19 protein-coding genes are annotated in these 19,979 nt (G+C 70.9%); 10 read left to right on the top strand and 9 right to left on the bottom strand.

Annotated features, from left to right (window positions below; all coding sequences use genetic code 11):
- The coding region (locus VGD44_RS02435; RefSeq protein ID WP_331083640.1) for a biopolymer transporter ExbD at positions 1-162 on the bottom strand (162 nt) is incomplete at its 3' end.
- Between the two features lie 164 nt (positions 163-326).
- On the opposite strand from VGD44_RS02435, the gene VGD44_RS02440 reads away from it, so the two are divergent.
- Positions 327-1,295 carry a WD40 repeat domain-containing protein gene (locus VGD44_RS02440; RefSeq protein ID WP_331083509.1) on the top strand — a complete coding sequence of 323 codons (969 nt, stop codon included), beginning with the start codon at positions 327-329 and terminating at the stop codon, positions 1,293-1,295.
- A 24-nt stretch (positions 1,296-1,319) separates the two neighbouring features.
- Here the strand turns inward: VGD44_RS02440 and ald are convergent, their stop codons facing one another.
- The 4 genes from ald to mtgA all read right to left on the bottom strand — a co-directional run bounded on the left by ald (position 1,320) and on the right by mtgA (position 4,445).
- A complete protein-coding gene (ald, locus tag VGD44_RS02445) occupies positions 1,320-2,432 on the bottom strand; it encodes an alanine dehydrogenase (protein ID WP_331083511.1) in 1,113 nt (370 codons plus the stop codon).
- Positions 2,433-2,539: 107 nt separating this feature from the next.
- On the bottom strand, positions 2,540-2,971 hold the full coding sequence (locus VGD44_RS02450) for a cupin domain-containing protein (protein WP_331083513.1): 432 nt from the start codon (positions 2,969-2,971) through the stop codon (positions 2,540-2,542).
- Between the two features lie 37 nt (positions 2,972-3,008).
- Positions 3,009-3,434 (bottom strand): CBS domain-containing protein, encoded by a 426-nt coding sequence (locus VGD44_RS02455; protein ID WP_331083515.1) that lies wholly within the window; start codon positions 3,432-3,434, stop codon positions 3,009-3,011.
- Positions 3,435-3,746: 312 nt separating this feature from the next.
- Entirely contained in the window at positions 3,747-4,445 is a 699-nt protein-coding gene (mtgA, locus tag VGD44_RS02460) for a monofunctional biosynthetic peptidoglycan transglycosylase (protein WP_331083517.1), read from the bottom strand.
- 133 nt (positions 4,446-4,578) lie between these two features.
- Here mtgA and VGD44_RS02465 point away from each other — a divergent pair, with 133 nt between their 5' ends.
- The 6 genes from VGD44_RS02465 (at position 4,579) to VGD44_RS02490 (ending at position 12,430) form a co-directional block, all read left to right on the top strand.
- Entirely contained in the window at positions 4,579-5,241 is a 663-nt protein-coding gene (locus tag VGD44_RS02465; protein WP_331083519.1) for a nitroreductase, read from the top strand.
- Positions 5,242-5,341: 100 nt separating this feature from the next.
- Positions 5,342-7,291, top strand: coding sequence for a cytochrome P450 (locus VGD44_RS02470; RefSeq protein ID WP_331083521.1), 1,950 nt, complete (start codon positions 5,342-5,344; stop codon positions 7,289-7,291).
- Positions 7,288-10,206, top strand: a complete 2,919-nt coding sequence (locus tag VGD44_RS02475; RefSeq protein WP_331083523.1) for a hypothetical protein — start codon at positions 7,288-7,290, stop codon at positions 10,204-10,206. The genes VGD44_RS02470 and VGD44_RS02475 overlap by 4 nt, the downstream gene beginning before the upstream one ends.
- A 19-nt stretch (positions 10,207-10,225) precedes the next feature.
- Positions 10,226-10,882, top strand: a complete 657-nt coding sequence (locus tag VGD44_RS02480; protein WP_331083525.1) for a lysoplasmalogenase family protein — start codon at positions 10,226-10,228, stop codon at positions 10,880-10,882.
- A gap of 94 nt (positions 10,883-10,976) precedes the next feature.
- Entirely contained in the window at positions 10,977-11,438 is a 462-nt protein-coding gene (locus VGD44_RS02485; RefSeq protein ID WP_331083527.1) for a hypothetical protein, read from the top strand.
- A 56-nt stretch (positions 11,439-11,494) separates the two neighbouring features.
- Positions 11,495-12,430, top strand: a complete 936-nt coding sequence (locus VGD44_RS02490; RefSeq protein WP_331083529.1) for a cyclase family protein — start codon at positions 11,495-11,497, stop codon at positions 12,428-12,430.
- On the opposite strand, the gene VGD44_RS02495 is transcribed toward VGD44_RS02490, so the two are convergent.
- Complete coding sequence (locus tag VGD44_RS02495) at positions 12,431-13,186, bottom strand: hypothetical protein (protein ID WP_331083531.1); 756 nt, start codon at positions 13,184-13,186, stop codon at positions 12,431-12,433. It lies immediately after the preceding gene.
- Between the two features lie 144 nt (positions 13,187-13,330).
- Between VGD44_RS02495 and VGD44_RS02500 the strand changes: the two genes are divergently transcribed.
- On the top strand, positions 13,331-14,188 hold the full coding sequence (locus VGD44_RS02500; protein WP_331083533.1) for a dienelactone hydrolase family protein: 858 nt from the start codon (positions 13,331-13,333) through the stop codon (positions 14,186-14,188).
- A gap of 104 nt (positions 14,189-14,292) precedes the next feature.
- On the opposite strand, the gene VGD44_RS02505 is transcribed toward VGD44_RS02500, so the two are convergent.
- Genes VGD44_RS02505 through VGD44_RS02515 form a run of 3 tightly spaced genes read right to left on the bottom strand, consistent with a single transcriptional unit; the run spans position 14,293 to position 17,322 of the window.
- Positions 14,293-15,663: a M20/M25/M40 family metallo-hydrolase gene (locus VGD44_RS02505; RefSeq protein WP_331083535.1), complete on the bottom strand. Its 1,371-nt coding sequence runs from the start codon at positions 15,661-15,663 to the stop codon at positions 14,293-14,295.
- A 22-nt stretch (positions 15,664-15,685) separates the two neighbouring features.
- A complete protein-coding gene (locus VGD44_RS02510; protein WP_331083537.1) occupies positions 15,686-16,414 on the bottom strand; it encodes a hypothetical protein in 729 nt (242 codons plus the stop codon).
- The gene (locus VGD44_RS02515) at positions 16,411-17,322 is read right to left on the bottom strand and encodes an aminotransferase class IV (RefSeq protein ID WP_331083540.1); all 912 of its coding nucleotides are present in this window, start codon (positions 17,320-17,322) and stop codon (positions 16,411-16,413) included. Before VGD44_RS02515 ends, VGD44_RS02510 begins: the two co-directional genes overlap by 4 nt.
- Before the next feature lie 193 nt (positions 17,323-17,515).
- Here VGD44_RS02515 and VGD44_RS02520 point away from each other — a divergent pair, with 193 nt between their 5' ends.
- Together VGD44_RS02520 and glp are read left to right on the top strand one after the other, a co-directional pair.
- On the top strand, positions 17,516-18,700 hold the full coding sequence (locus VGD44_RS02520) for a Xaa-Pro peptidase family protein (protein ID WP_331083542.1): 1,185 nt from the start codon (positions 17,516-17,518) through the stop codon (positions 18,698-18,700).
- Between the two features lie 84 nt (positions 18,701-18,784).
- On the top strand, positions 18,785-19,975 hold the full coding sequence (glp, locus tag VGD44_RS02525; protein WP_331083544.1) for a gephyrin-like molybdotransferase Glp: 1,191 nt from the start codon (positions 18,785-18,787) through the stop codon (positions 19,973-19,975).
- Positions 19,976-19,979: the final 4 nt, after the last annotated feature.

A 19,979-nucleotide genomic window follows, 5' to 3' on the forward strand; every position in this document is an offset into this window, starting at 1 on the left:
GGGCGGCAGGTCGAGCTTGATCGACACGGTCGCGGCCGGGATCGACACCATGAAGATGATGAGGAGCACGAGCATGACGTCCACGAAGGGGGTCACGTTCATGTCCGAGTTCTGGCCGAGGTCGAACTTAGAGCCGCCCCCTCCGCCAACCTTTGCGCCCATACGTCCTGGTTCCTTACCCTAGAGCCCGCGCAGACCGGGCCTCTCGCGGCGACCATTGGCAAGCCGCCAAGCCCTTGTAAAGCGTGAAAGCGCTGAACGGCGTTCGAACGAGGAGAACGCCCGGCGCTTGCCCCGCGACGGGCGGTCGCACTACAGGACCCGGCATGAATTTCGACTTCGACGCCTATGTGACCGCCGCCTTGTTCGACCGCGCGGGCCGCGCAAGCTTCGCCCTGGGCGACGGATCGGTGCGCTTCGAAGGCGGCGAACAGGTCGAGGCCCACGACGGCGCGGTGCTCTCGGCCTGCCTGCCGGCCACGGGCGACGGGGTCCTGACCGGCGGGGACGATGGGCGCGTGGTGCTGTCGACCCCCGCGGGGGCTACGGAACTCGCCAGGGTCCCCGGCCGCTGGATCGACGCGGTGGCGGCGAGCCCCGACTCGAAGCTGATCGCCTTCGCCGCCGGCCGCGAGTTGCACGTGCGCGATCCCGCCGACCCGGCCTTCGCCCGCGTCTTCACGCACGAGAAGTCGGTGGCGGACCTGGCCTTCGACCCCAAGGGCCGCCGCATCGCGGTCGCCACCTACGGCGGGGTCTCGCTCTGGTACGCCCGCATCGCCGACCAGAAGCCGGTGACACTCAAGTGGGCCGGCAGCCACGTGACCGTCTGCTGGAGCCCCGACGGCAAGTTCCTGGTCAGCGCCATGCAGGAGAACCAGCTGCACGGGTGGCGCGTCGCCGACGAGAAGAACATGCGGATGGGCGGCTATCCCTCGAAGGTGAAGAGCCTAGCCTTCCTGTCGAAGGGCGCCCTGATGGCCACCTCGGGCGCCAACGGCGCGGTCTGCTGGCCGTTCGCCGGCGCCACCGGGCCGATGGGCAAGCAGGCGGCCGAGATCGGCTGGGACGAGAGCGCGCTCACCACCCGCATCGCCGCCGCGCCCGACAAGACCTGGCTCGCCGCCGGCCTCGACGACGGCCGCGTCTGGGCCGCCGACGTCACCGGCGAGCGGCTGGTCCCCATCAAGTCGGAGAAGGGCAGCCCCATCACCGCCCTCGCCCTCAGCCCCGACGCCAAGCGCGTCGCCTGGGGGGACGAGGACGGTCACGCGGGCGTAGCGGAGATCGGTTAGTTCCTTCCCCGCAGGAGAGGAACTCTACTTCCACGCCCCGTAGGGATCCTTGAACGGCTTGCCGAGCGCCTCGGCGACGGCGGGATGGGTGACCTCGCCCGCCAGGACGTTCAGGCCCTTGGCCAGGTGGACGTTCTTCTTCAGCGCATCCAGGCCCTGGTCGGCAAGCTGGAGACCGAAGGGGAGCGTGGCATGCACCAGGGCTTCCGAGGAGGTCCGCGGCGCCGCGCCCGGCATGTTGGCGACGCAGTAGTGCACCACGCCGTCCACCGTGTAGGTCGGCTCCATGTGCGTCGTCGGCCGGCTGGTCTCGAAGCAGCCACCCTGGTCGATGGACACGTCCACCAGCACGGAACCCGGCTTCATCTTGGGGAGGTGTGCCTTCTTCACCAGCTTCGGCGCCGAGGCGCCGGCGGTCAGCACCGCGCCGATGATCACATCCGCCTTCAGCACCTCCTCGTCCACCGCGTCCTGGGTGGAGTAGCGGGTCAACACCCGGCCCTGGAACATGTTGTCCAGCTCGCGCATGCGCGGAATCGAGCGCTCGACGATCACCACCTCGGCGCCCAGGCCCGCGGCCATGCGGGCCGAGTTCATGCCCACCACGCCGCCGCCCAGCACCAGCACCCGCGCCGGCGGCACGCCCGGCACGCCGCCGATCAGCAGGCCCATGCCGCCGTTGTGCTTCAAGAGCGTCTCGCCGGCGGAGAAGACGGCGATGCGGCCCGCCACCTCGGACATCGGCGCCAGCAGGGGCAGGCCGCCCTGCGCGTCCGTCACGGTCTCGTAGGCGATGCCCGCGCAGCCCGACTTCAGGAGGCCCTCGGCCTGTTCCGGATCGGGCGCCAGGTGCAGGTAGGTGAAGAGGATGTGGTCCTTGGTCAGCCGCGCCCACTCGGCGGGCTGCGGCTCCTTCACCTTCACGATCATCTGGGCGCCCGAGAACACCGCCTCGGCGTCCGGGACGATCTTCGCGCCGGCCCGCACATAGGCCTGGTCGGCGTAGCCCGCGCCCACGCCGGCGCCGGCTTCGACCAGAACCTCGTGCCCGTGGCTCACATACTCCCGCACCGCAGTGGGCGGCAGCCCGACCCGATATTCGTCCGGCTTGATCTCACGAGGCACGCCAACGCGCATGAGGGGATCTCCCAGGGTCGGTTATTGCGTTCGCGGCGGCCTTTGGAGGAACGCCGTTGCGGGGTCAAGGGACTCCGGCGTCAACATCGCCTCCGCCGCCGTGGAATTCAGCGCGGCTCGAACTCCGACGCCCAGTCGCGGGTCGCCTCGAGCAGGAAACCATCCGCCGCCGGCGGCGGGTCCTGGTCGGTCCGGTGTCGTACGAAGAGCTGCTCGAAGCCGCCGGGGTGAAAGCTGACCAGCAACTTCACCGGCGCGCCGGAAACATTGGCGAAGCCGTGGCGCACGCCCGGCGAGACGCATACCCGGTCGCCCGGGCCAAGGTCGCGCACCTCCTCGCCCAGCAGGAACCGCAGGCGGCCCGCCTGGACGATGAAGGTCTCTTCGATCTCACGGTGGAGGTGCGGCCCGTAGGCCAACGGCTCTTCTGCCGCCCGGGCGGCGACCTCGTACTCCATCAACGACCAGCGGCCGCCGGTGTCGTCGCCCGACACCAGGATACGGCCGCGGTCCGGCCCATCTTCGAAGCACTCGCCCATGGCGGGAGCCTAGCGCCCTCGCCCGGATGTGGCGACCCTAGTGCGCCGCCGGCGTGTTCTCGCTGATCTCGCCCAGCGTCTTGCCGACAGCCTTCGCGCCGTAGTCCACGGCCACGTCGCCCAGCGACAAGATGCCGGCCATCTTGCCCTGCTCGTTCAGCACGACGAGGCGGCGGATCTGTTTCGACCCCATCTTGGCCGTGGCCTCGGCGACGTTGTCGTCCTCGCGGCAGGTCTCGACGCCCTCGGTCATCACCTCCGAGACCGGCGTGTCCAGGCCCTTCCCCTCGGCGACCACCCGCAGGACGATGTCCCGGTCGGTGATCAGGCCAACCACCCGCCCGTCGTCCATCACGGGCACGGCGCCGCTCTCGACGCTGGCCATGGTGCGGGCGATCTCGGCCACGGTAGTGCGCGGCGTCGCGGTGGCGACCTGGGCGGTCATGACTTCACTGACGTTCATGGTCAGGGCTCCTCCGGTATGTCCGGCGCCCATAACCCGCATGTCGCTGTGGCGTTCCCCGCTCACCCGGGGTCGTGTCGAGCCGCGCAAGATCGTTCGATATTGAACGATCTCGGCGTCCGTCGCGTCGTCCTACTGGACGAAGGCCTTCGACGGCGGGTCGATGTGCTCGGCCGAACTCATCCGCGGCGCCAGGATGATGGCGGCGATGGCGGCGGCGGCGATGAGCGTGAGCTTGTGCATGTCCGTTCCTCTTGGGCGAACGCTAAGCCCACGCTGGCTAAGGGCCGGTTACCGCCGAACCCACCATCGCTACAGCACACAAGAGGTCAGGCCCTCGCGACGGACGGCCTTGGCGTTGCGGTTGATGCTGCCGGCGCGGCGCTTCATGTACGGGCCGGGCCTGGCCGCCTTCCACGACAGCGGCTTGGGCACGATGGCCGCGAGCCGGGCGGCCTGGGCGGCGGTGAGCCTGCTGGCCGGGACCTTGAAGTTCCGTTGGGCGGCGGCTTCCGCGCCGTAGACGCCGGGGCCCCACTCGATGGAGTTCAGATAGACCTCCATGATCCGTTCCTTGCCCCAGCCCACTTCGATGAGGACGGTGAACCAGGCCTCCAGGCCCTTGCGCACCCAGTCGCGGCCCGGCCACAGGAACACGTTCTTCGCCGTCTGCTGGCTGATGGTGGAGCCGCCGCGCAGCTTTTTGCCCGCCGCATTGGCGGCCATGGCCTTCTCGATCGCCTCGAAGTCGAAGCCCTTGTGCTCGCAGAACCGCGCGTCCTCGGCGGCGATGACCGCCCGCACAAGGGCGGGCGAGATCTTCTTCATCGGTACCCAGCGCCGGTCGAAGCCGCGCCCTTCGAACACGCGCTGCACCATCAGGTAGGTCACCGGCGGCGGGACGAAGCGGTAGACCGCGACGACGATCACCGGGCCGATGAAGAGGACGATCAGGCTGGCCACGAAGACCGCCCGGACCAGCCCCCAGAAACCGCCACCCTTCTTCGCCACAGTCCGCTTGCCTTCACCCTACGAACAGATGCCTAGCCTTCCCGAACGGGAAGGCGGCTCTCTTATCTTCAAGAATCACGATCGCACTCGTGAGTGCGATCTTGGGCGCGATTCGTATGTCCGAGGTCAACGCATGAACGTCTCCGACGCGATCGAACACCGCATCTCCGTCCGCGCCTTCCAGGATCGGCCGGTCCCGAAGGAACTGGTCGCCGAGATCCTGGAGCGCGCCGCCCGCGCCCCCTCGGGCGGGAATCTCCAGCCCTGGCGGGTCTACGCCCTGACGGGCGCCCCGTTGGCCGACCTGAAGGCGGCGATCGCCGCCAACCCCTTCGGCGAGACGCCGCAGTACGACGTCTATCCGCCCAACCTCTGGGACCCGTTCCGCAGCCGGCGCTACCAGAACGGCGAGCAACTCTACGAGTCGATCGGCATCCCGCGCGAGGACAAGCCGGCCCGCCTGCGCCAGCTCGCCAAGAACGGCGAGCTGTTCGGCGCGCCGGTGGGGATCTTCTTCTGCCTGGACCGCAAGCTGGGCCCGCCGCAGTGGGCCGACGTGGGCATGTACATGCAGAACGTCATGCTGCTGGCCGCCGAGCGCGGGCTCGACACCTGCCCGCAGGAGTATTGGGCCCGCTACCCTGAGACGGTCGCACGCGCCGTGGGTCTCTCGGACGACCACATGCTCTTCTCAGGCATGGCGCTGGGCTACCGCGACCCCGACCACCCCATCAACCGGTGGCGCTCGACCCGCGATCCGGTGGACGTTTGGTGTCAACTGAACGGCTTCGACTGACGGCGTTCCTCGCCTCCGTAGCGCTTCCCCCTTCCCTCGACGGAGCGACTGCAGCTAAGAATAGAGCGGGGAGGGCGTTGCAACCGGTCTGGGGGCGCGCATGGGGCTGGGGGAACGTCCGAGAACGAAGCTGATCGGGCCGCCGATGGCGCCGCCGGTCGAGCTTGCGCGGTGGCTGCTGGAGAGCCGCAATCGCCCGCACGAGTTCGTCCCGCGCGCCGCCGGCCTCCACGCCTTCGCCTCGCTCCGCCGCAAGCAACCGGTCGAACTGCCGCTGATCCTCTTCCCCGAGGGGCCGATGGGCGGGCTCCTGCCGTCGCTGGCCGCCATCGAGGACCGGCTGGCCCCGCACGAGACGTTGTTCCCGCAGGTCGGCGACCGCGAGTTCGCCTGGAAGCTGGGCGCCGAGCTGTTCGGCCCGGCGGTGAAGACCTTCTACGCCAGCATGCTGCCCCACCCGCGCGTCCTGGCCCCACGGGCGAGCGCGGGCGTGCCCTGGGCCGACGTCGTGGTGGTCCGGCTGGGCTACCCCGGCTGGGAAGCGCTGATGCGGCGCGGCCTGGAGCTCGACGAGTTCGACATCACCGACGCGGCGGCCGCGATCGACGACGTGTTCGCCGAGGTGCAGGCCGCACTCGGCCGCGAAGCGTACCTCGGCGGGCACGCGCCGAGCATCCGCGACGTGGTCTTCGCGGTGCTGGCGAGTCCCGTGATCCTGCCCGACGGCCACCCGGCCTCGATCCCCCTTGTCGAGGAGCTGCCCGAGCCGTTCCGCGCCCAGGTCGAGCGGCTGCGCGCCACCCCCGCCGGCAAGCTGGCGCAGCGGGTCTACGAGCACCGGCCCCCGGCACGCGACCACGGCAAGGCCCCCGCCGACCGGCCGAAGCTGATCCAGCGGCTCGTCACGCCGAAGGTGATCCGTGGCGGCATGCGCCTCTTGGCCGCCGCGGGGCCACGGGTGCTGAAGCTGGGCAAGAACGCCTTCGTGCCGCGCTTCGACGACGTGCAGGAGGTGCTGCGCCGCGACGGCGACTTCCTGATCGCCCCAGTCAACGCCAAGCGGATCGAGGGCGTGATGGGCCCCTTCATCCTGGGCATGGACGCCGGCCACAGGCTGCATGCCCAGCGCGAGGCGCTCTACTCTGCCCTGGATGGCGCCGGCATCGCAGCCGCCACGGCGCTGGCCGCCGCCGAGGCCGAGCGCCTGGCCGAGGCGTCCGCGCGCCGGTTCGGCCGGATCGACGTGGTCGACGGCTACGCCCGGCCGGTCGCCGCCCGCGCCGCCGCCGACGTCTTCGGGGTCCGCGGCCCGAGTGAGGCGGACCTCACACGCGCCGCGCGGGCGGTGTTCCACGAGACCTTCCTGAACCTGAACGGCGAGCCGAAGGTGCAGGCCGCGGGCCGCGCCGCCGGCGCCGAGATCTTCACCTGGATCGCCGACGAGGTGGCCCGGCGCGGCGGCAAACCCACCCCGCGCGGCGACCTGATCGACCGGCTGCAGGCGCAGGTGAAGGCGAAGACGCTCCGGGCAGAGGAAGTCCCCTGGATCACCGCCGGCCTGCTGGTGGGCGCCATCGACACCACGGCCACGGCGGTAGCCAACATCGTCACCGAGGCCGTCGCCGACCCGGCCCTCCTGGCCGCCATGACCGCCGACGTCGACGACCCCCGCCGCCTGCTGGGCTGGTGCATGGAGGCGCTCAGGCGCCGCGCGCACAATCCGCTGGTGCTGCGCGAGGCGGGAGCCGACGTCCCCTTCGCTGGAACTGTGATCCCGGCCGGGACCCGCGTCTGGGCGCTGACGCTGGCGGCCATGCAGGACGCGCGCGTCTTCCCCGATCCCGGCCGCCTCGACGCCGCGCGGCCGCTCGACCTCTACCTGCACTTCGGCGGCGGGCTGCACCGCTGCTCGGGCCGCCAGCTCAACGCACGCAACATCCCCGCCCTGGTGGCCCCCCTGCTGCGCTGCGGCGTGCATGGCCCCGCAGACCTGCGCTTCCGCGGACCGTTCCCCGACCGGCTGGTCGTCAATCTCGAGAGGCCGGCATGAGCCACAGCTGGGTCACCATCGCGATCCCGATGGACTCCGCCCGCACGGCGGCCACGCGCGCCGAACTGCGCAAGATGGGCAATCCCGCCGAGCGCGAGGTCCGTGTCGCCCTGCGCGAGGACCTGAAGATCCATTTCATGAGCACGGGCGTGATCGACGGCGACCCTGGCGCGCCGGCGCACCTTGTGATCGAGGCCTCGTCGGACCTTCCGCCCGACGCCACGATCGCCCTGCTGGCCCGTGCGCTCGCCCCCTGGTACGGCCCGGCCTTCGCGGCGGCGGGGATCAAGGGCGAGCTCGCCACGGTGATGCGGGCCCATCACGTGAAGACCGGCCAGGGCCTGCTCGACCATCCTGGTCTCGACTTCACCGGCTCGCCGGGCATGACCGTGAAGCGCATCCGCGAGGAGTGGCGGCTGGCCCGCGGCGTCCGCGACCTGTTCGACGCCAAGTCCTACCGCGGGACCGCGCTGGAGATCCTGGCGCAGGTCCGCGCCGACGTGCGCAAGGGCAAGCCCTTCAAGGACCTGCAGCACCTGCTCGAGCCCGAGCCGACACCCTGCCTGAACGCGCCGCCGCCGGCGAAATCGACCGCCGCCATCGTGGCCAGCCTGATCGTGCCGGCCGCGCTGACCTTCCTCTGGCCGGTGATCGTTCCCGCGCTGGCGTTGACCCTGCTGGCCATCGGGCTCAGCTGGGGCCAGGGCGCGCTCACCGTGCTCGTGGGCCTGACGGGCCTCTTCCTCACGCTGGTGGCGACGCTCGTCGGCGCGGCCGCGATCTACGCGGGCCTGCGCAAGCGCGAGGCCGCCGACCTGCCCGACAACAGCCTGCCCGACGATGCCGTCCTGGCCGAGATCGCTCAGGACGAGAACAAGGCGGCGCAGAACCACATGACCGGCGTGTCGCGGATGAAGCCCGGCCATCTGCGGCGGATCACGCTCAGGCTCGCCTTCTGGTTCATCGGCAAAGTCGCCAGCGCCTACTACCGCCCGGGCTTCCTGGGCCAGATCGGCACCATCCACTTCGCCCGCTGGGTGCTGCTGCCGGGCACCGACCGGCTGGTGTTCTTCTCCAACTACGGCGGCAGCTGGGAGAGCTACCTCGAGGATTTCATCACCAAGGCGCACAACGGCCTGACCGGCGTCTGGAGCAACACCCAGGGGTTCCCGAAAGCCACCAACCTGTTCGCCGACGGCGCCACCGACGGCGACCGCTTCAAGCGCTGGGCGCGGCGCCAGCAGCAGCCGACGCCGTTCTGGTACTCGGCTTATCCGCACGTCTCGACCGCCCGCATCCGCGCCAACGCGTCGATCCGCCAGGGGCTGGCGTCGGCCGCCACCCACGAGGAGGCCGACCTCTGGTTCGCCCAGTTGGGCGCGCGCACGCCGCCGCCGAGCCTGCTCGAGACCCGCGAGATCCAGACGCTGCTGTTCGGCGGCCTGAAGCACCACCCCTACGCGGCCCTGCTGGCGCTCGCCGCGCCCGCGGACACTGCCGCGGCCCGCGTCTGGCTCAAGGCGCTGAAGCCGCTCGTCGGCTACGGCGACCAGCCCGACCCCAAGCAGGTCGGCATGCTGGCCCTGGCGCCGGCGGCGCTCGCCAAGGTGGGCTTGCCCGCCTCAGGCCTCGCCAGCTTCCCGTTCGCCTTCCGGGACGGCATGGCCAGCGAGGTCCGTTCGAAGATCCTGGCCGACACGGGCGACGACAAGCCGGCCGAGTGGCTGTGGGGTTCGGGCACGAACACCGCCGACGCCGTGCTGGTGCTCTACGCCAGGACGCCGGCCCTCTTGAAGGCCGCCGAGGCTAAGGCGATGGCCGCCAAGGGTGTCCGCCTCGTCCACCGGGTGGCGCTGCGCCCGCTGGACAGCGCGGCCCAGGCGTCGGGCCGCGGCCTCAAGAACCAGGAGCACGAGGCGTTCGGCTTCGCCGACGGCGTCTCCCAGCCGCTGATCAAGGGCGTCCGACGCTGGCGGGCCAGCCGCGACCAGATCCACGAGGTCGAGCCCGGAGAGTTCATCCTGGGCTACCCCGACAACCGGGGCTTCCTGCCGCTCTCGCCCACCCTGCCGTCCGAGGCAGACCCCGCCAACATCCTGACCACCGTGGCCCCGCCGCCGGAGGGGGGCTACGCGCCGGACCTCGGCGCCAGTCACGCGAACCTCGACCGAGACCTGGGCCGCAACGGCACCTTCCTCGTGGTCCGCCAGCTGGCCCAGGACGTGAGGCGCTTCGACGAAGCCCTCGACGCCTTCACCGCGACCGCGATGAACCATGTCGGCGCGCCGCCGCTCGACCGGCCGAAGCTGCGCGAATGGATCGCCGCCAAGATGATCGGCCGCTGGAAGGACGGCACCTCGCTGGTCCGCTACCCGCACCGGCCGGGCACCGGCTGGCAGGGCGAGCATCCGCACATCGAGCCCGACAACGACTTCCTGCTGGGCGCCGAGGATCCGGTCGGCCACCGCTGCCCGTTCGGCGCCCACATCCGCCGGGCCAATCCGCGCGAGAGCTTCGAGCCCGGCTCGATGGAGCAGCTCGCCATCGTCAACCGCCACCGCATCCTGCGCGCCGGCCGCCGCTACGAAAGCTACGTCCCGGCCAAGGGCAAGAAGCGGGAGGACGGCGGGCTGATGTTCATATGCTTCAACGCCGACCTCGAGCGGCAGTTCGAGTTCGTGCAGCAGACCTGGATGATGGCGCCGCAGTTCCATGGCCTGGAGAACGAGGTCGACGCCGTCCTCGGCCGCGGCCGCCAGCGCGAGGAGGACGGCGACCGGGTCATGGCCCGCCTCACCATCCCGACGCCGGCGGGCCCGCTGCACATCCGCGGCCTGCCCGACGTCGTACGTGTGCGCGGCGGCGGCTATTTCTTCGTGCCCTCGAAGAGCGCCCTGGACTATCTCTCCTCGTAGGGCGTTCGGGGGAGTTTCGATGCGTATCGCCGTCTGGGTGCTGGCCGCCGCCGTGCTGGCCGCGAGCAGCTATGTCGTGGGCTGGTTCCTGCCGATCCCGGACTGGCTCGACGTCGCCTGGAAGGGCGCGGGCGTGAGCCTGTTGGCGGTCTATGCCGCCTTGAACGCGAAGAGCCTCAACGGCTGGCTGCTGGCGCTCGTCATGGCCTTCGGCGCGCTGGGCGACATGTTGCTCGAGACCCACGGCCTGGTAGTGGGCGCGCTGGCCTTCCTCGCCGGCCACCTCACCGCCATTGGCCTTTACCTGCGGAACCGCCGCCCCGCCCTTCCCGGCGCCGACCGGGCGGTCGCCGCCGCCATCGTGGTCGGCGTCACGACCGCAGCCTATCTTCTGCCGCCCGACCGGGCCGGCGCCGGGCTTGTCGCCCTCTACGCCCTGGGCCTCGCCGCCATGGCCGCGGCGGCCTGGCTGAGCCGCTTCCCCCGCGCCCTGGTCGCCGCCGGCGCCCTGATGTTCTGCGTCTCCGACCTGCTCATCTTCCTGCGCACCGGCCGCCCGGCCCTCGACATCTTCCCCATGGGCCTCGCCGTCTGGGGCCTCTACTTCGCGGGGCAGGCGCTGATCGCGGTGGGGGTGGTCCGAGGCCTGGCCATCGCCCGCAACCCACACGTTTAACCCGCATAAACCACGCCTCTTCAGCGCAATTTCACCGCGTCCGGTCACCATGGGCCCAGGTCTCGAGAAGACTTCCCGGCCCAGAAGGACCACCATGCGGCTCACGCCCCACCGAGTGATGCAGACGCTGCGCGGGGCCGGGATGGCGGCGGGCGTGGCGGCGGTGATCGCGCTGGCCGGGCCGTTCCGCTACGCGGACCTGGGGCTACCGTTCCCCGACACCGTGGCGCACGCGGTGCTGTTCTACGGCGCCACGCTAGCCATGCTCACCTCGCTGCCGCGGGCGCGGGCCAACGAGGTGGCGATGATCGCCATCCTGCTGGGCGGAATGAGCGAGGTGGTCCAGGCCACGTTCGGCCGCCAGATGTCGTTCCAGGACTTCGCCGGCGATTGCGTGGGTGTGACGGCGGCCTATGCGCCCATCGCCATCACCCGCCTGCGCGAGCTTGCCCGCCTGCATCCGCACCTGACCTTCGGCGAGATCCGCGCCGCCGACCGCCGCACCTCGCGCGCCATCGGCGCCCGACCCGCCACCGAACAGAGGCCGCTCGCCTAGCCACTCCGCCTGCGCCGTGACACGCTCCGCAAAACGACAGGCGAGGGAGAGACGTCATGGTTGGGAAGCTCATGGGCGCGGCGCTGGCCGCGGCCTTGGTCGCGGGCGCGGCGCAGGCGCAGGACACCTGGTACCCGTCGAAGTACGGCGCGGCCGACACCCTGGGCGCGGTCAACAACCTCTCGCCCGAGGGCGTGAAGAAGGCCGCCGCGCTGGTGAAGACCGGCAAGGTCTATGCGCTCGGCATCCCCACCGGTCCGGAGAGCCCCGTCTACGGCGACCGCAAGTACCTGGCCGAGTCCATCGCCACGCCGCCCGCCGGCCAGCCGCCGATCGGCGAGAATAAGGTCACCGCTTTCGACGAGAAGGTGACCACCAGCATGGGCATCGGCACCCAGATGGACGGCCTGGCCCATCTCGGCATCGACCACCGGCACTACAACGGGCTGAAGGCCGACGAGTTGGCCGCCTCGGGCTTCAAGAAGCTCGACATGGCCGCGATCCCGCCGATCGTCACCCGCGGCGTTCTGATCGACATGGCCAAGCACTTCGGCAAGCCGCTGGCCGCCGGCCACGCCTTCACGGTCGCCGACATCCAGGCCGCGCTCAAGGCCCAGAAGCTGACGGTCGGCAAGGGCGACGTGGTGCTGATCCATACCGGCTGGATGGCCGCCAAGTTCCCGAGCGACCGGGCTGCCTTCAACGCCAGCGAGCCGGGGCTGGGCCTCGAGGCGGCGACCTGGCTCGCCGACCAGGGCGTGGTGGCCATCGGCGCCGACACCATCGCGTTGGAGGCCATCCCGTTCGAGAACCCCAACCGCCCGTTCGTGGTCCACCAGACCCTGCTCGCCAAGAAGGGCGTGCACGTGCTGGAGAACGTCAACGTGGGCCCGCTCGCCGCCGACGGCGTCACCGAGTTCCTGTTTGTCCTCGGCCAGCCGCGCTTCCAGGGCACCGTCCAGTTGGTGGTCAACCCGGTCGCGATCCGCTGATCAGCCTTCGTAGAAGCGCAGGAACGTCCCGACCGGCGCCTGCACGGCCAGCACTGGGAACGGGAAAGCGGTCCACGGCGCCTCGGCGTCGAGGTGCGCGAGGTTGGCCATGAGGGCGTCCCGCACGTCAGCGCGGATGGTCTCGCGGCTGTCGATCAGCTGGCCCCAGCTGGACGTTCCCGAGAGGTAGACCGGCCCGGGTGCGATCGCGCGCGTGGCCACATAGTCCGGCGGGAACAGGCGGCGATAGGCCTCGATGTTGTAGAGCCAGGAGCGGCCCGCGATGTGGGTCGCATCCGGATGACGCGCGGCGATAGAGCGGACCATCGCCGCGAGCTCGGCCTTCCGCCGCTCGATCTTCGCCGAAGCCAGCGGCCCGCCGGCCGCGTCGGTGTCCCTGTTGCTGAAGTGGATCTTCACGACCCCGTCCTTCGGCGTTTCGAACGCGAAGCAGCCGAAGCGCCCAGCGCGCGGCGTGGCCTCGTCGGTCGCGGCCCGGAACATGGCCTGGCTGAGGGCGACCTGTTCCGCCAGCGACGACGCCGCCTCCAGCCGCACGGCGTAGGCGAGCCAGGCCTCGGTCGGCGGCGTCAGCACCGGGACGCCTTGTCCGAAGCGGCGGCTGAGGTTGGTGTGCCGGTACGCCGCCTCGCCCAACGCCACGCCCGTCAGCTCGGCCATCCGGCCCGCCAGCCTGAGCTGCGCCTCGAAGTAGGGCCCCAGCCGTTCGGCCCGCGCCGTCCTGTCGTTCTCCATTGGCATGGCCGCAAGGTAGCGACCGACTCAGCAGGCGGGAACCGCGTCGGCCACGCTTGCCTGGCGCCGAAATACCGCCGCAACATTTCCGGCGACGCTTACGCGGCCGAAGAGGCTGCCAAGACCGAGAGCGGGAGGTTCCCCATGTGCGACGACATCCATGAAGGCCTGATCCACGACCCCACCGTCTCGCGCCGCACGTTCGGCCTCCTGTCCGCAGCCGCGGCCGGCGGCCTCGCCACCAGCGCCTATGCGGCCGATGTGGTCGAGAAGGACGTGGAGGTGAAGACGGCCGATGGCGCGGCCGACGCGGCGCTCTTCTACCCGGCCGGCAAGGGGCCGTGGCCGGGCGTGCTGATCTGGTGCGACTTCCTCTCGCTGCGCCCGGTCTTCCGCGAGATGGGCCGCCGGCTTGCAGGCGAAGGCTACGTCGTGCTCGTGCCCAACTTCTACTACCGCTCGCGCAAGGCCCCGGTCTTCGACGGCGCGTTCGACTTCGCCAACCAGGAGCACCGCGCCAAGATCACGCCGATGCGGGCGCTGCTGACCAACGAGAAGATCGAGGCCGACGCGGCCGCCTACATCGACTTCCTCGACGCCCAGCCGCAGACCAACAAGACGAAGAAGGTCGGCGTCCAGGGCTACTGCATGGGCGGTCCGCTGACCGTGCGCACCGCCGGCGTGCGGCCGGCCCGCGTGGGTGCGGCGGCGACCTTCCACTCGGGCGCGCTGGTCACCACCGAAGCGGCCAGCCCGCACCTCGTCATCCCGAAGACCAAAGCCGCCTACCTGATCGCCACCGCCCAGAACGACGACAAGCAGCGGCCCACCGAGAAGGACGAGTTGAAGAAGCTGTTCGCCGACAACAAACTGAAGGCCACGGTCGACGTCTACGCGGCCGACCACGGCTGGTGCGTGAAAGGCAGCCCCGTCTACAACGAGGCCGAGGCCGAACGCGCATGGGGCGAGCTGCTGAAGCTGTACAAGGCGAACCTGGCCTAAGCTCCGCCGCGAAGTGGCCCGAGATCAGGCCCGCGGAAACACGCGGATGCGCGCGGACGAGGTTCACCGCGCCGTCCGCGTCCTTCGGCGTGTTCCGCGGGCTCCTATTGCGGCTTCGCCGCGCCGCCCCGCTCGAACGTTCCCGCCGCGCCCGGGAACACCACCGGGCTCTCGTGGCCGTCCAGGCCGATGGCGCTGACGCCGAAGAACCAGTCGTCGATGTTGACACCCGTGAGCTTGGCCTCGCCGCCGGTCCCGACGACCCGCGAGTATCGCCACTGCGGATCCGTCGTGCTGCGCCACCACACGCGGTAGGCGGCCGCGTCCGGCGAGGGCGTCCATTTCACGGTCGTGTCGGCGCTGACCGCGCCTGCGATCTCCACGCCCGCCGGCGGCCTCGGCGCCGAGGCCAGCGCCGCCATGGTCACCGCGTTCAGCCGCGTCACCTGCGCCAGGTAGGCGAAGTCGACGCCGTCGATGGTGTCGCCGTACTTCACGCCCTTGTCGGTGCGCAGGTCCTGGTGCTGGCGGGTGTAGTTCTCCACCGCCTCGGTCACCCGCACGGCCGGGAAGCCGGCGCGCAGCATCTCCACCTGGTCTCCGCCGCGGCTGAAGCGGTCGGTGCGGTAGACCATCACCACGTCGAGGTTGGTCAGGTAGCGGTCGGCGATCCCGTCCATGAACCGCGCCAGGTTGCGCGACGGGCTGTCGACCTCGCCGCCGTTGTAGCGCCGCCGGTTCGCCTCCTCGGGCGTCTCGGTCGTCCGCGTGCCCTCGGAGAAGACGCGCACGTGGGTGTTGTCGCGCACCCCGCCGATCCCCTCGGTGTTGCCGACGATGTCGTTGTTGAGGTTGGCCTCGACCTTCCAGCCGTTGGCCACCGCGTAGTCGGCCAGCACCTTGCCGCCCAGCAGCCCCTGTTCCTCGCCGCTCAGCGCCGCGAACACCAGGGTGGCGGGGAAGTCGTGCTTGCACAGCACCTGCGCCGCCTCGATCACCGCGGCGACCCCCGAAGCGTCGTCGTTGGCGCCGGGCGCATCGGCCGTGGCGTTCATGACGTCGGTCACCCGGCTGTCGAGGTGACCGGAAATGACGATCACTCGGTCGGGATCGGTCGTCCCCTTCTGGATCGCCAGCACGTCCATCACCTCGGTCGGCGTCGGCACGCGATTGTTGGTGAAGGTCTGGCTGGGCGTCGCCACCGTCAGCTTGCCGCCGCAATCCTTCGATGTTGAACCAAACTTGGCGGCTACCCAGCGGCGGGCCGCGCCGATGCCGCGCTTGTCCGACCTGGTGTCGCTGAGGGTGTGGCGGGTGCCGAAGCCGACCAGCGCCTCGATGGTCGCCCGCTGCCGCGCCTCGGAGACCGATGCGGCGATATCCTTCAACGTTGAATGTTCTCCGCCGAGCGGCTGCGCCGAGGCGGCGGAGGCGGCGATCAGGGCGGCGGCAAGCGAGGTGGTCACGGTGCGCATGGCGCGCGACCATACCCAAGTTTCAGCGCGACGAAAGCCGGTGCGCGAGCAGGGCTTCGTAGTGCGGCCGCGCCGCCTCGGCGATCCGTTTCAGCGCGTCGGGCAGCGGCGGATAGGCCGTCCGTTCGGGCGTCGCGAACCCGGTCGAGCGCCAGACGCTGTCGTACCAGGCCGGCGCCCAGACGCCGTCGCTGGCGCGCGGGCCCGCAGGCCAGCTCAGCATGGCGTCGTCGAAGGCGATCCCCAGCGCGTCGCACAGCGCGCTCAGCGTCCCGCGCGGATCGGCCGTCACGTCGGCCCCGCGCACCACCGGCGGGGCCTTGCCCAGCCGGTCGGCCTCGCGCTCGAAGATCTCGCGCTGACGCACCACGCCGATGTCCTCAAGCGTCACCTCGCCCCGCTTGGCCACATACGACGCCAGCACCTCGGCCGGGTCACGGATCAGGAAGGCGTTGCGACAGGCCCTGATCCACTCCAGCCCGAATCCCGGCAGCATGTGGTGGGCCATGTGCTTCTCGTAGATCACCAGGCCCTCGGCCACCGCGAGCCCGTCGGCCACCGCGCGCCAGTCCCGGGGCTGGGCCGCCAGCACCTCCTCGCGCATCGGGTGGTCCAGGCCTGTCTGCGCCAGGTAGGCCGCATAGAACGGCTCGTCGACCACCGCGCAGTCGGCCCGGTTCTCGAAGCTGCGCATCATCGCTGTCGAGATGTTCCGCGGCCCCGACCACATGGCGATCCGGACGGTGCTCACTGGCCTGCGTCCTCGTCCTTCAGCGCCTCGTAGTGCGCCCGCAGCCGCTGGGTCATCGGCCCCGGCAGCGCTTCAGGCAACGCATGGCCGTCGATGCTGCAGACCGGCGTCAGCCCGCCGAAGGTGCCGGTGACGAACGCCTCGTCCGCGTCGGCCACGTCGCCCAGGTCGAAGTCACCCAGGGTGATCGGGATCCCGTGCCGGCGGCACAGCGCGATGACGTTGGCGCGGGTCACGCCGTTGAAGCAGTAGTCGCCGGTCGAGGTCATCACCCGGCCGTCCTTCACCCAGAAGAAGTTGGTGGCGTTGCAGCTCGAGACGAACCCGTTCGGGTCCAGCATCAGCGCCTCGTCGCCGCCCTTCTCGATGGCGTCCAGCAGCGCCCGGATCAGCGCCAGTCGGCTGTGCGAATTGAGCCGCATGTCGAACATTTCGGCCGGCGTGCAGAGGATCGACGAGGTGGCCAGCGCCAGGCCCTTGGTCAGGATCGCTGGCGACGGCTCCTTGTATTCGGCGGTGATGACGATGGTGGGCTTGCCCAGCCAGTTGCGCGGGTCCTGGTTCACCGCCGCCTTCTCGCCACGGGTCACCATCAGCCGCAGATGCGCGCCGTGCTCCATGCCGTTGGCCGCCAGCGTCCGCTCGATCTCGGCGGTCAGCTCGGCAGGCGTCAGGCCGATGGGCAGCGCGATGTCGTCGAGCCCCTTGTAGAGCCGCGTGAGGTGCGCCTCGAGGAACAGCAGGCGGCCCTTGTGCAGCCGCAGCCCCTCCCAGACTCCGTCGCCCAGCACGAAGCCCGCGTCGAACACCGACACCTTCGCCTGGTCCTTGGGGACCAGCTCGCCGCTCACATAGACCTTGAGGTCGGCGTTCCTGGGGTCCGCCGCGAAGTCCTGACTGCCTGCCATGGGCGCATTCCTACCGCTCCCCCACGGCGTGTCATCCCGGTTTCGCGCAGCGAAGACCGGGACCCCGCAGCGTCGACGGCCCGAGCGTTCTCACAGCGGGCGGGCGCAACGGGGCCCTGACAAGCGCTGCGCGCTTTCCGGGACGACACAGGAGGGGTAGAGCGCATCTCGCGCGGCCTACGGAGTGAGTGCGATGATCGGCGGATCGACGGCGGAACAGGAACTGGCAGAGCTTCGCCCCTGGCCCAACCCGGCGCCGGCCATCACGCGCGAGGAACGCCTCGCCCGCCTCGCCAAGGCCCAGGCGCTGATGACCACCGACGCCCTGATCATCGGGGCCGGCGCCTCGCTCCGCTACTTCGCCGGCGTCGCCTGGAACGCCACCGAACGCCTCGTCGCCATGCTGCTGCCAAGGTCAGGCCAGCCGGTGATGATCTGCCCGCGCTTCGAGGAAGGCTCGCTCAACGCCTCGCTCGGGATCGAGGCGCCGCTGCGGCTCTGGGAGGAACACGAGAGCCCCTACGCGCTGGCGGCCCAGGTGCTGGCCGAGTGGGGCGCCAAGTCCCTCGCCATCGACCCGGCGCTCGCCTTCTTCATGTTCGACGGCCTGCGCCTGGCCGCCGCCGACGTCGCCATGGCCAACGCCGCGCCGGTCGTCGACGGCTGCCGCGCGATCAAGTCGCCCGCCGAGCTTGCGCTGATGTCGCAGGCCAAGGCCATGACCCTGGAGGTCCACCGCCGCGCCGCCCGCATCCTGGCGCCCGGGATTTCCACCGGCGCCGTCCGCCGCTTCATCGACCAGGCGCACCGGGCGCTGGGGGCCGACGACGGCTCCTCGTTCTGCGCCGTGCAGTTCGGCGAGGCCTCGGCATATCCGCACGGCCTGCCCGGCGAGCAGCAGCTCCGGGACGGCGACCTCGTGCTCATCGACACCGGCTGCCGGGTCCAGGGCTACAACTCCGACATCACCCGCACCTACGTCTTCGGCACGCCCACCCAGGAGCAGCGCCGGGTCTGGGAGGTGGAGAAGAAGGCCCAGGCCGCCGCCTTCGCCGCCGTGAGGCCGGGCGTGCCCTGCGAGGAGATCGACGCGGTCGCGCGGGCGGTCCTGGCCTCGGAGGGCTTCAGCGCCGACTACGAGTTGCCCGGCCTGCCGCACCGCACCGGCCACGGCATCGGCCTGTCGATCCACGAGGCGCCCTATCTGGTGCGCGGCGACAAGACCCCACTGGCCGCCGGCATGTGCTTCTCCAACGAGCCGATGATCGTCATCTCCGGCCAGTTCGGCGTCCGCCTGGAAGACCACTTCCACGTCACCGAAGACGGCGCCGCCTGGTTCACCGAGCCGCAGCCGGATTTGGAGCGGCCGTTTCGGTAGTAACCACCGCTGTCATCCAAACAACGGCTGTCATCCCGGTTGGGACGAAGCCCAAGACCGGGATGACAAGCTAAGGGTGATCGCATGAAGCTCCTTCCCGTCGACGACGCCCGCGCCCGGATGCTGGCGGAGATCGCGCCGCTGGAGGCCGAGACCGTGGCCATCGAGGCCGCCATCGGGCGCGTCCTCGCCGAGGACGTCGCCGCCGTGCGGAACCAGCCGCCGTTCCCGGCTTCGGCGATGGACGGCTGGGCGGTCCGCGCCGCCGACACGCCGGGAGCCCTGCGCATCGTCGGCGAGAGCGCCGCCGGCCACGGCTACGGCTCCACCGTGGCGCCTGGCGAGGCGGTGCGGATCTTCACCGGCGCCGCCGTGCCGGCGGGCTGCGACAGCATCGTCATCCAGGAGGACGCCAAGCACGAGGGCGACACGGTCACGGTCCCCGAGGCGAAGCTCGGCCACCACCTGCGCCCCGAGGGCGGCGACTTCCAGGCGGGCCAGGTCCTGCTCACTCGCGGGACCCGCATCGACCCGTGGCGGCTGTCTCTGGCCGCCGCCGCCGGCCGCGCCGAGCTGTCGGTCACGCGTCGGCCCAAGGTGGCGCTATTCTCCACCGGCGAGGAGATCGTCGAGGCGCCCGCCACGCCCGACCAGTTCCAGATCTACGACTCCGGCTCCCGCGCCCTGGAGGCCCTGGTCGCCGGCTGGGGCGCCGAGGTGCAGCGCGCACGGCCGGTGAAGGACGAGCTGGAGGCTACGGTCTACGCCCTGCGCTACGCCGACGGCGACCTCGTGGTGACCGTGGGCGGCGCCTCGGTCGGCGACCACGACCTGGTGCGCGCCGCCGGCGAAGCGCTGGGCCTGGAGCTCAAGGTCTCCAGCGTCAACGTGCGCCCCGGCAAGCCCACCTTCTTCGGCGTGCTGGCCGACGGCCGCCGCATGCTCGGGCTGCCCGGCAACCCCGCCTCGGCGATGGTCTGCGCCGAGCTGTTCCTGAAGCCGATGGTGGCCGCCTACCAGGGCGCCGAGCCCGGGCCCACGATGCAGCCGGCGCGGCTCGCCGTGGCCCTGCCGGCCAACGGCCCGCGCGAGCACTGGATGCGGGCGAAGCTCACCTTCGAGGACGGCCAGCTCACCGCCCAGCCCTACCGCGATCAGGACTCTTCGCTGGTCAGCGTCTTCGCCGTCGCCGACGCCCTGCTCTGCCGGCCAGCCGGCGCGCCGGCCGCGGCGGCGGGTGAGCTGGTCGACATACTGCCGCTGCCGCGTGCGTAGCGCA

The sequence above is a fragment of the Phenylobacterium sp. genome (assembly GCF_036402295.1).
In the GTDB taxonomy this organism is placed as follows: Bacteria; Pseudomonadota; Alphaproteobacteria; order Caulobacterales; family Caulobacteraceae; genus Phenylobacterium.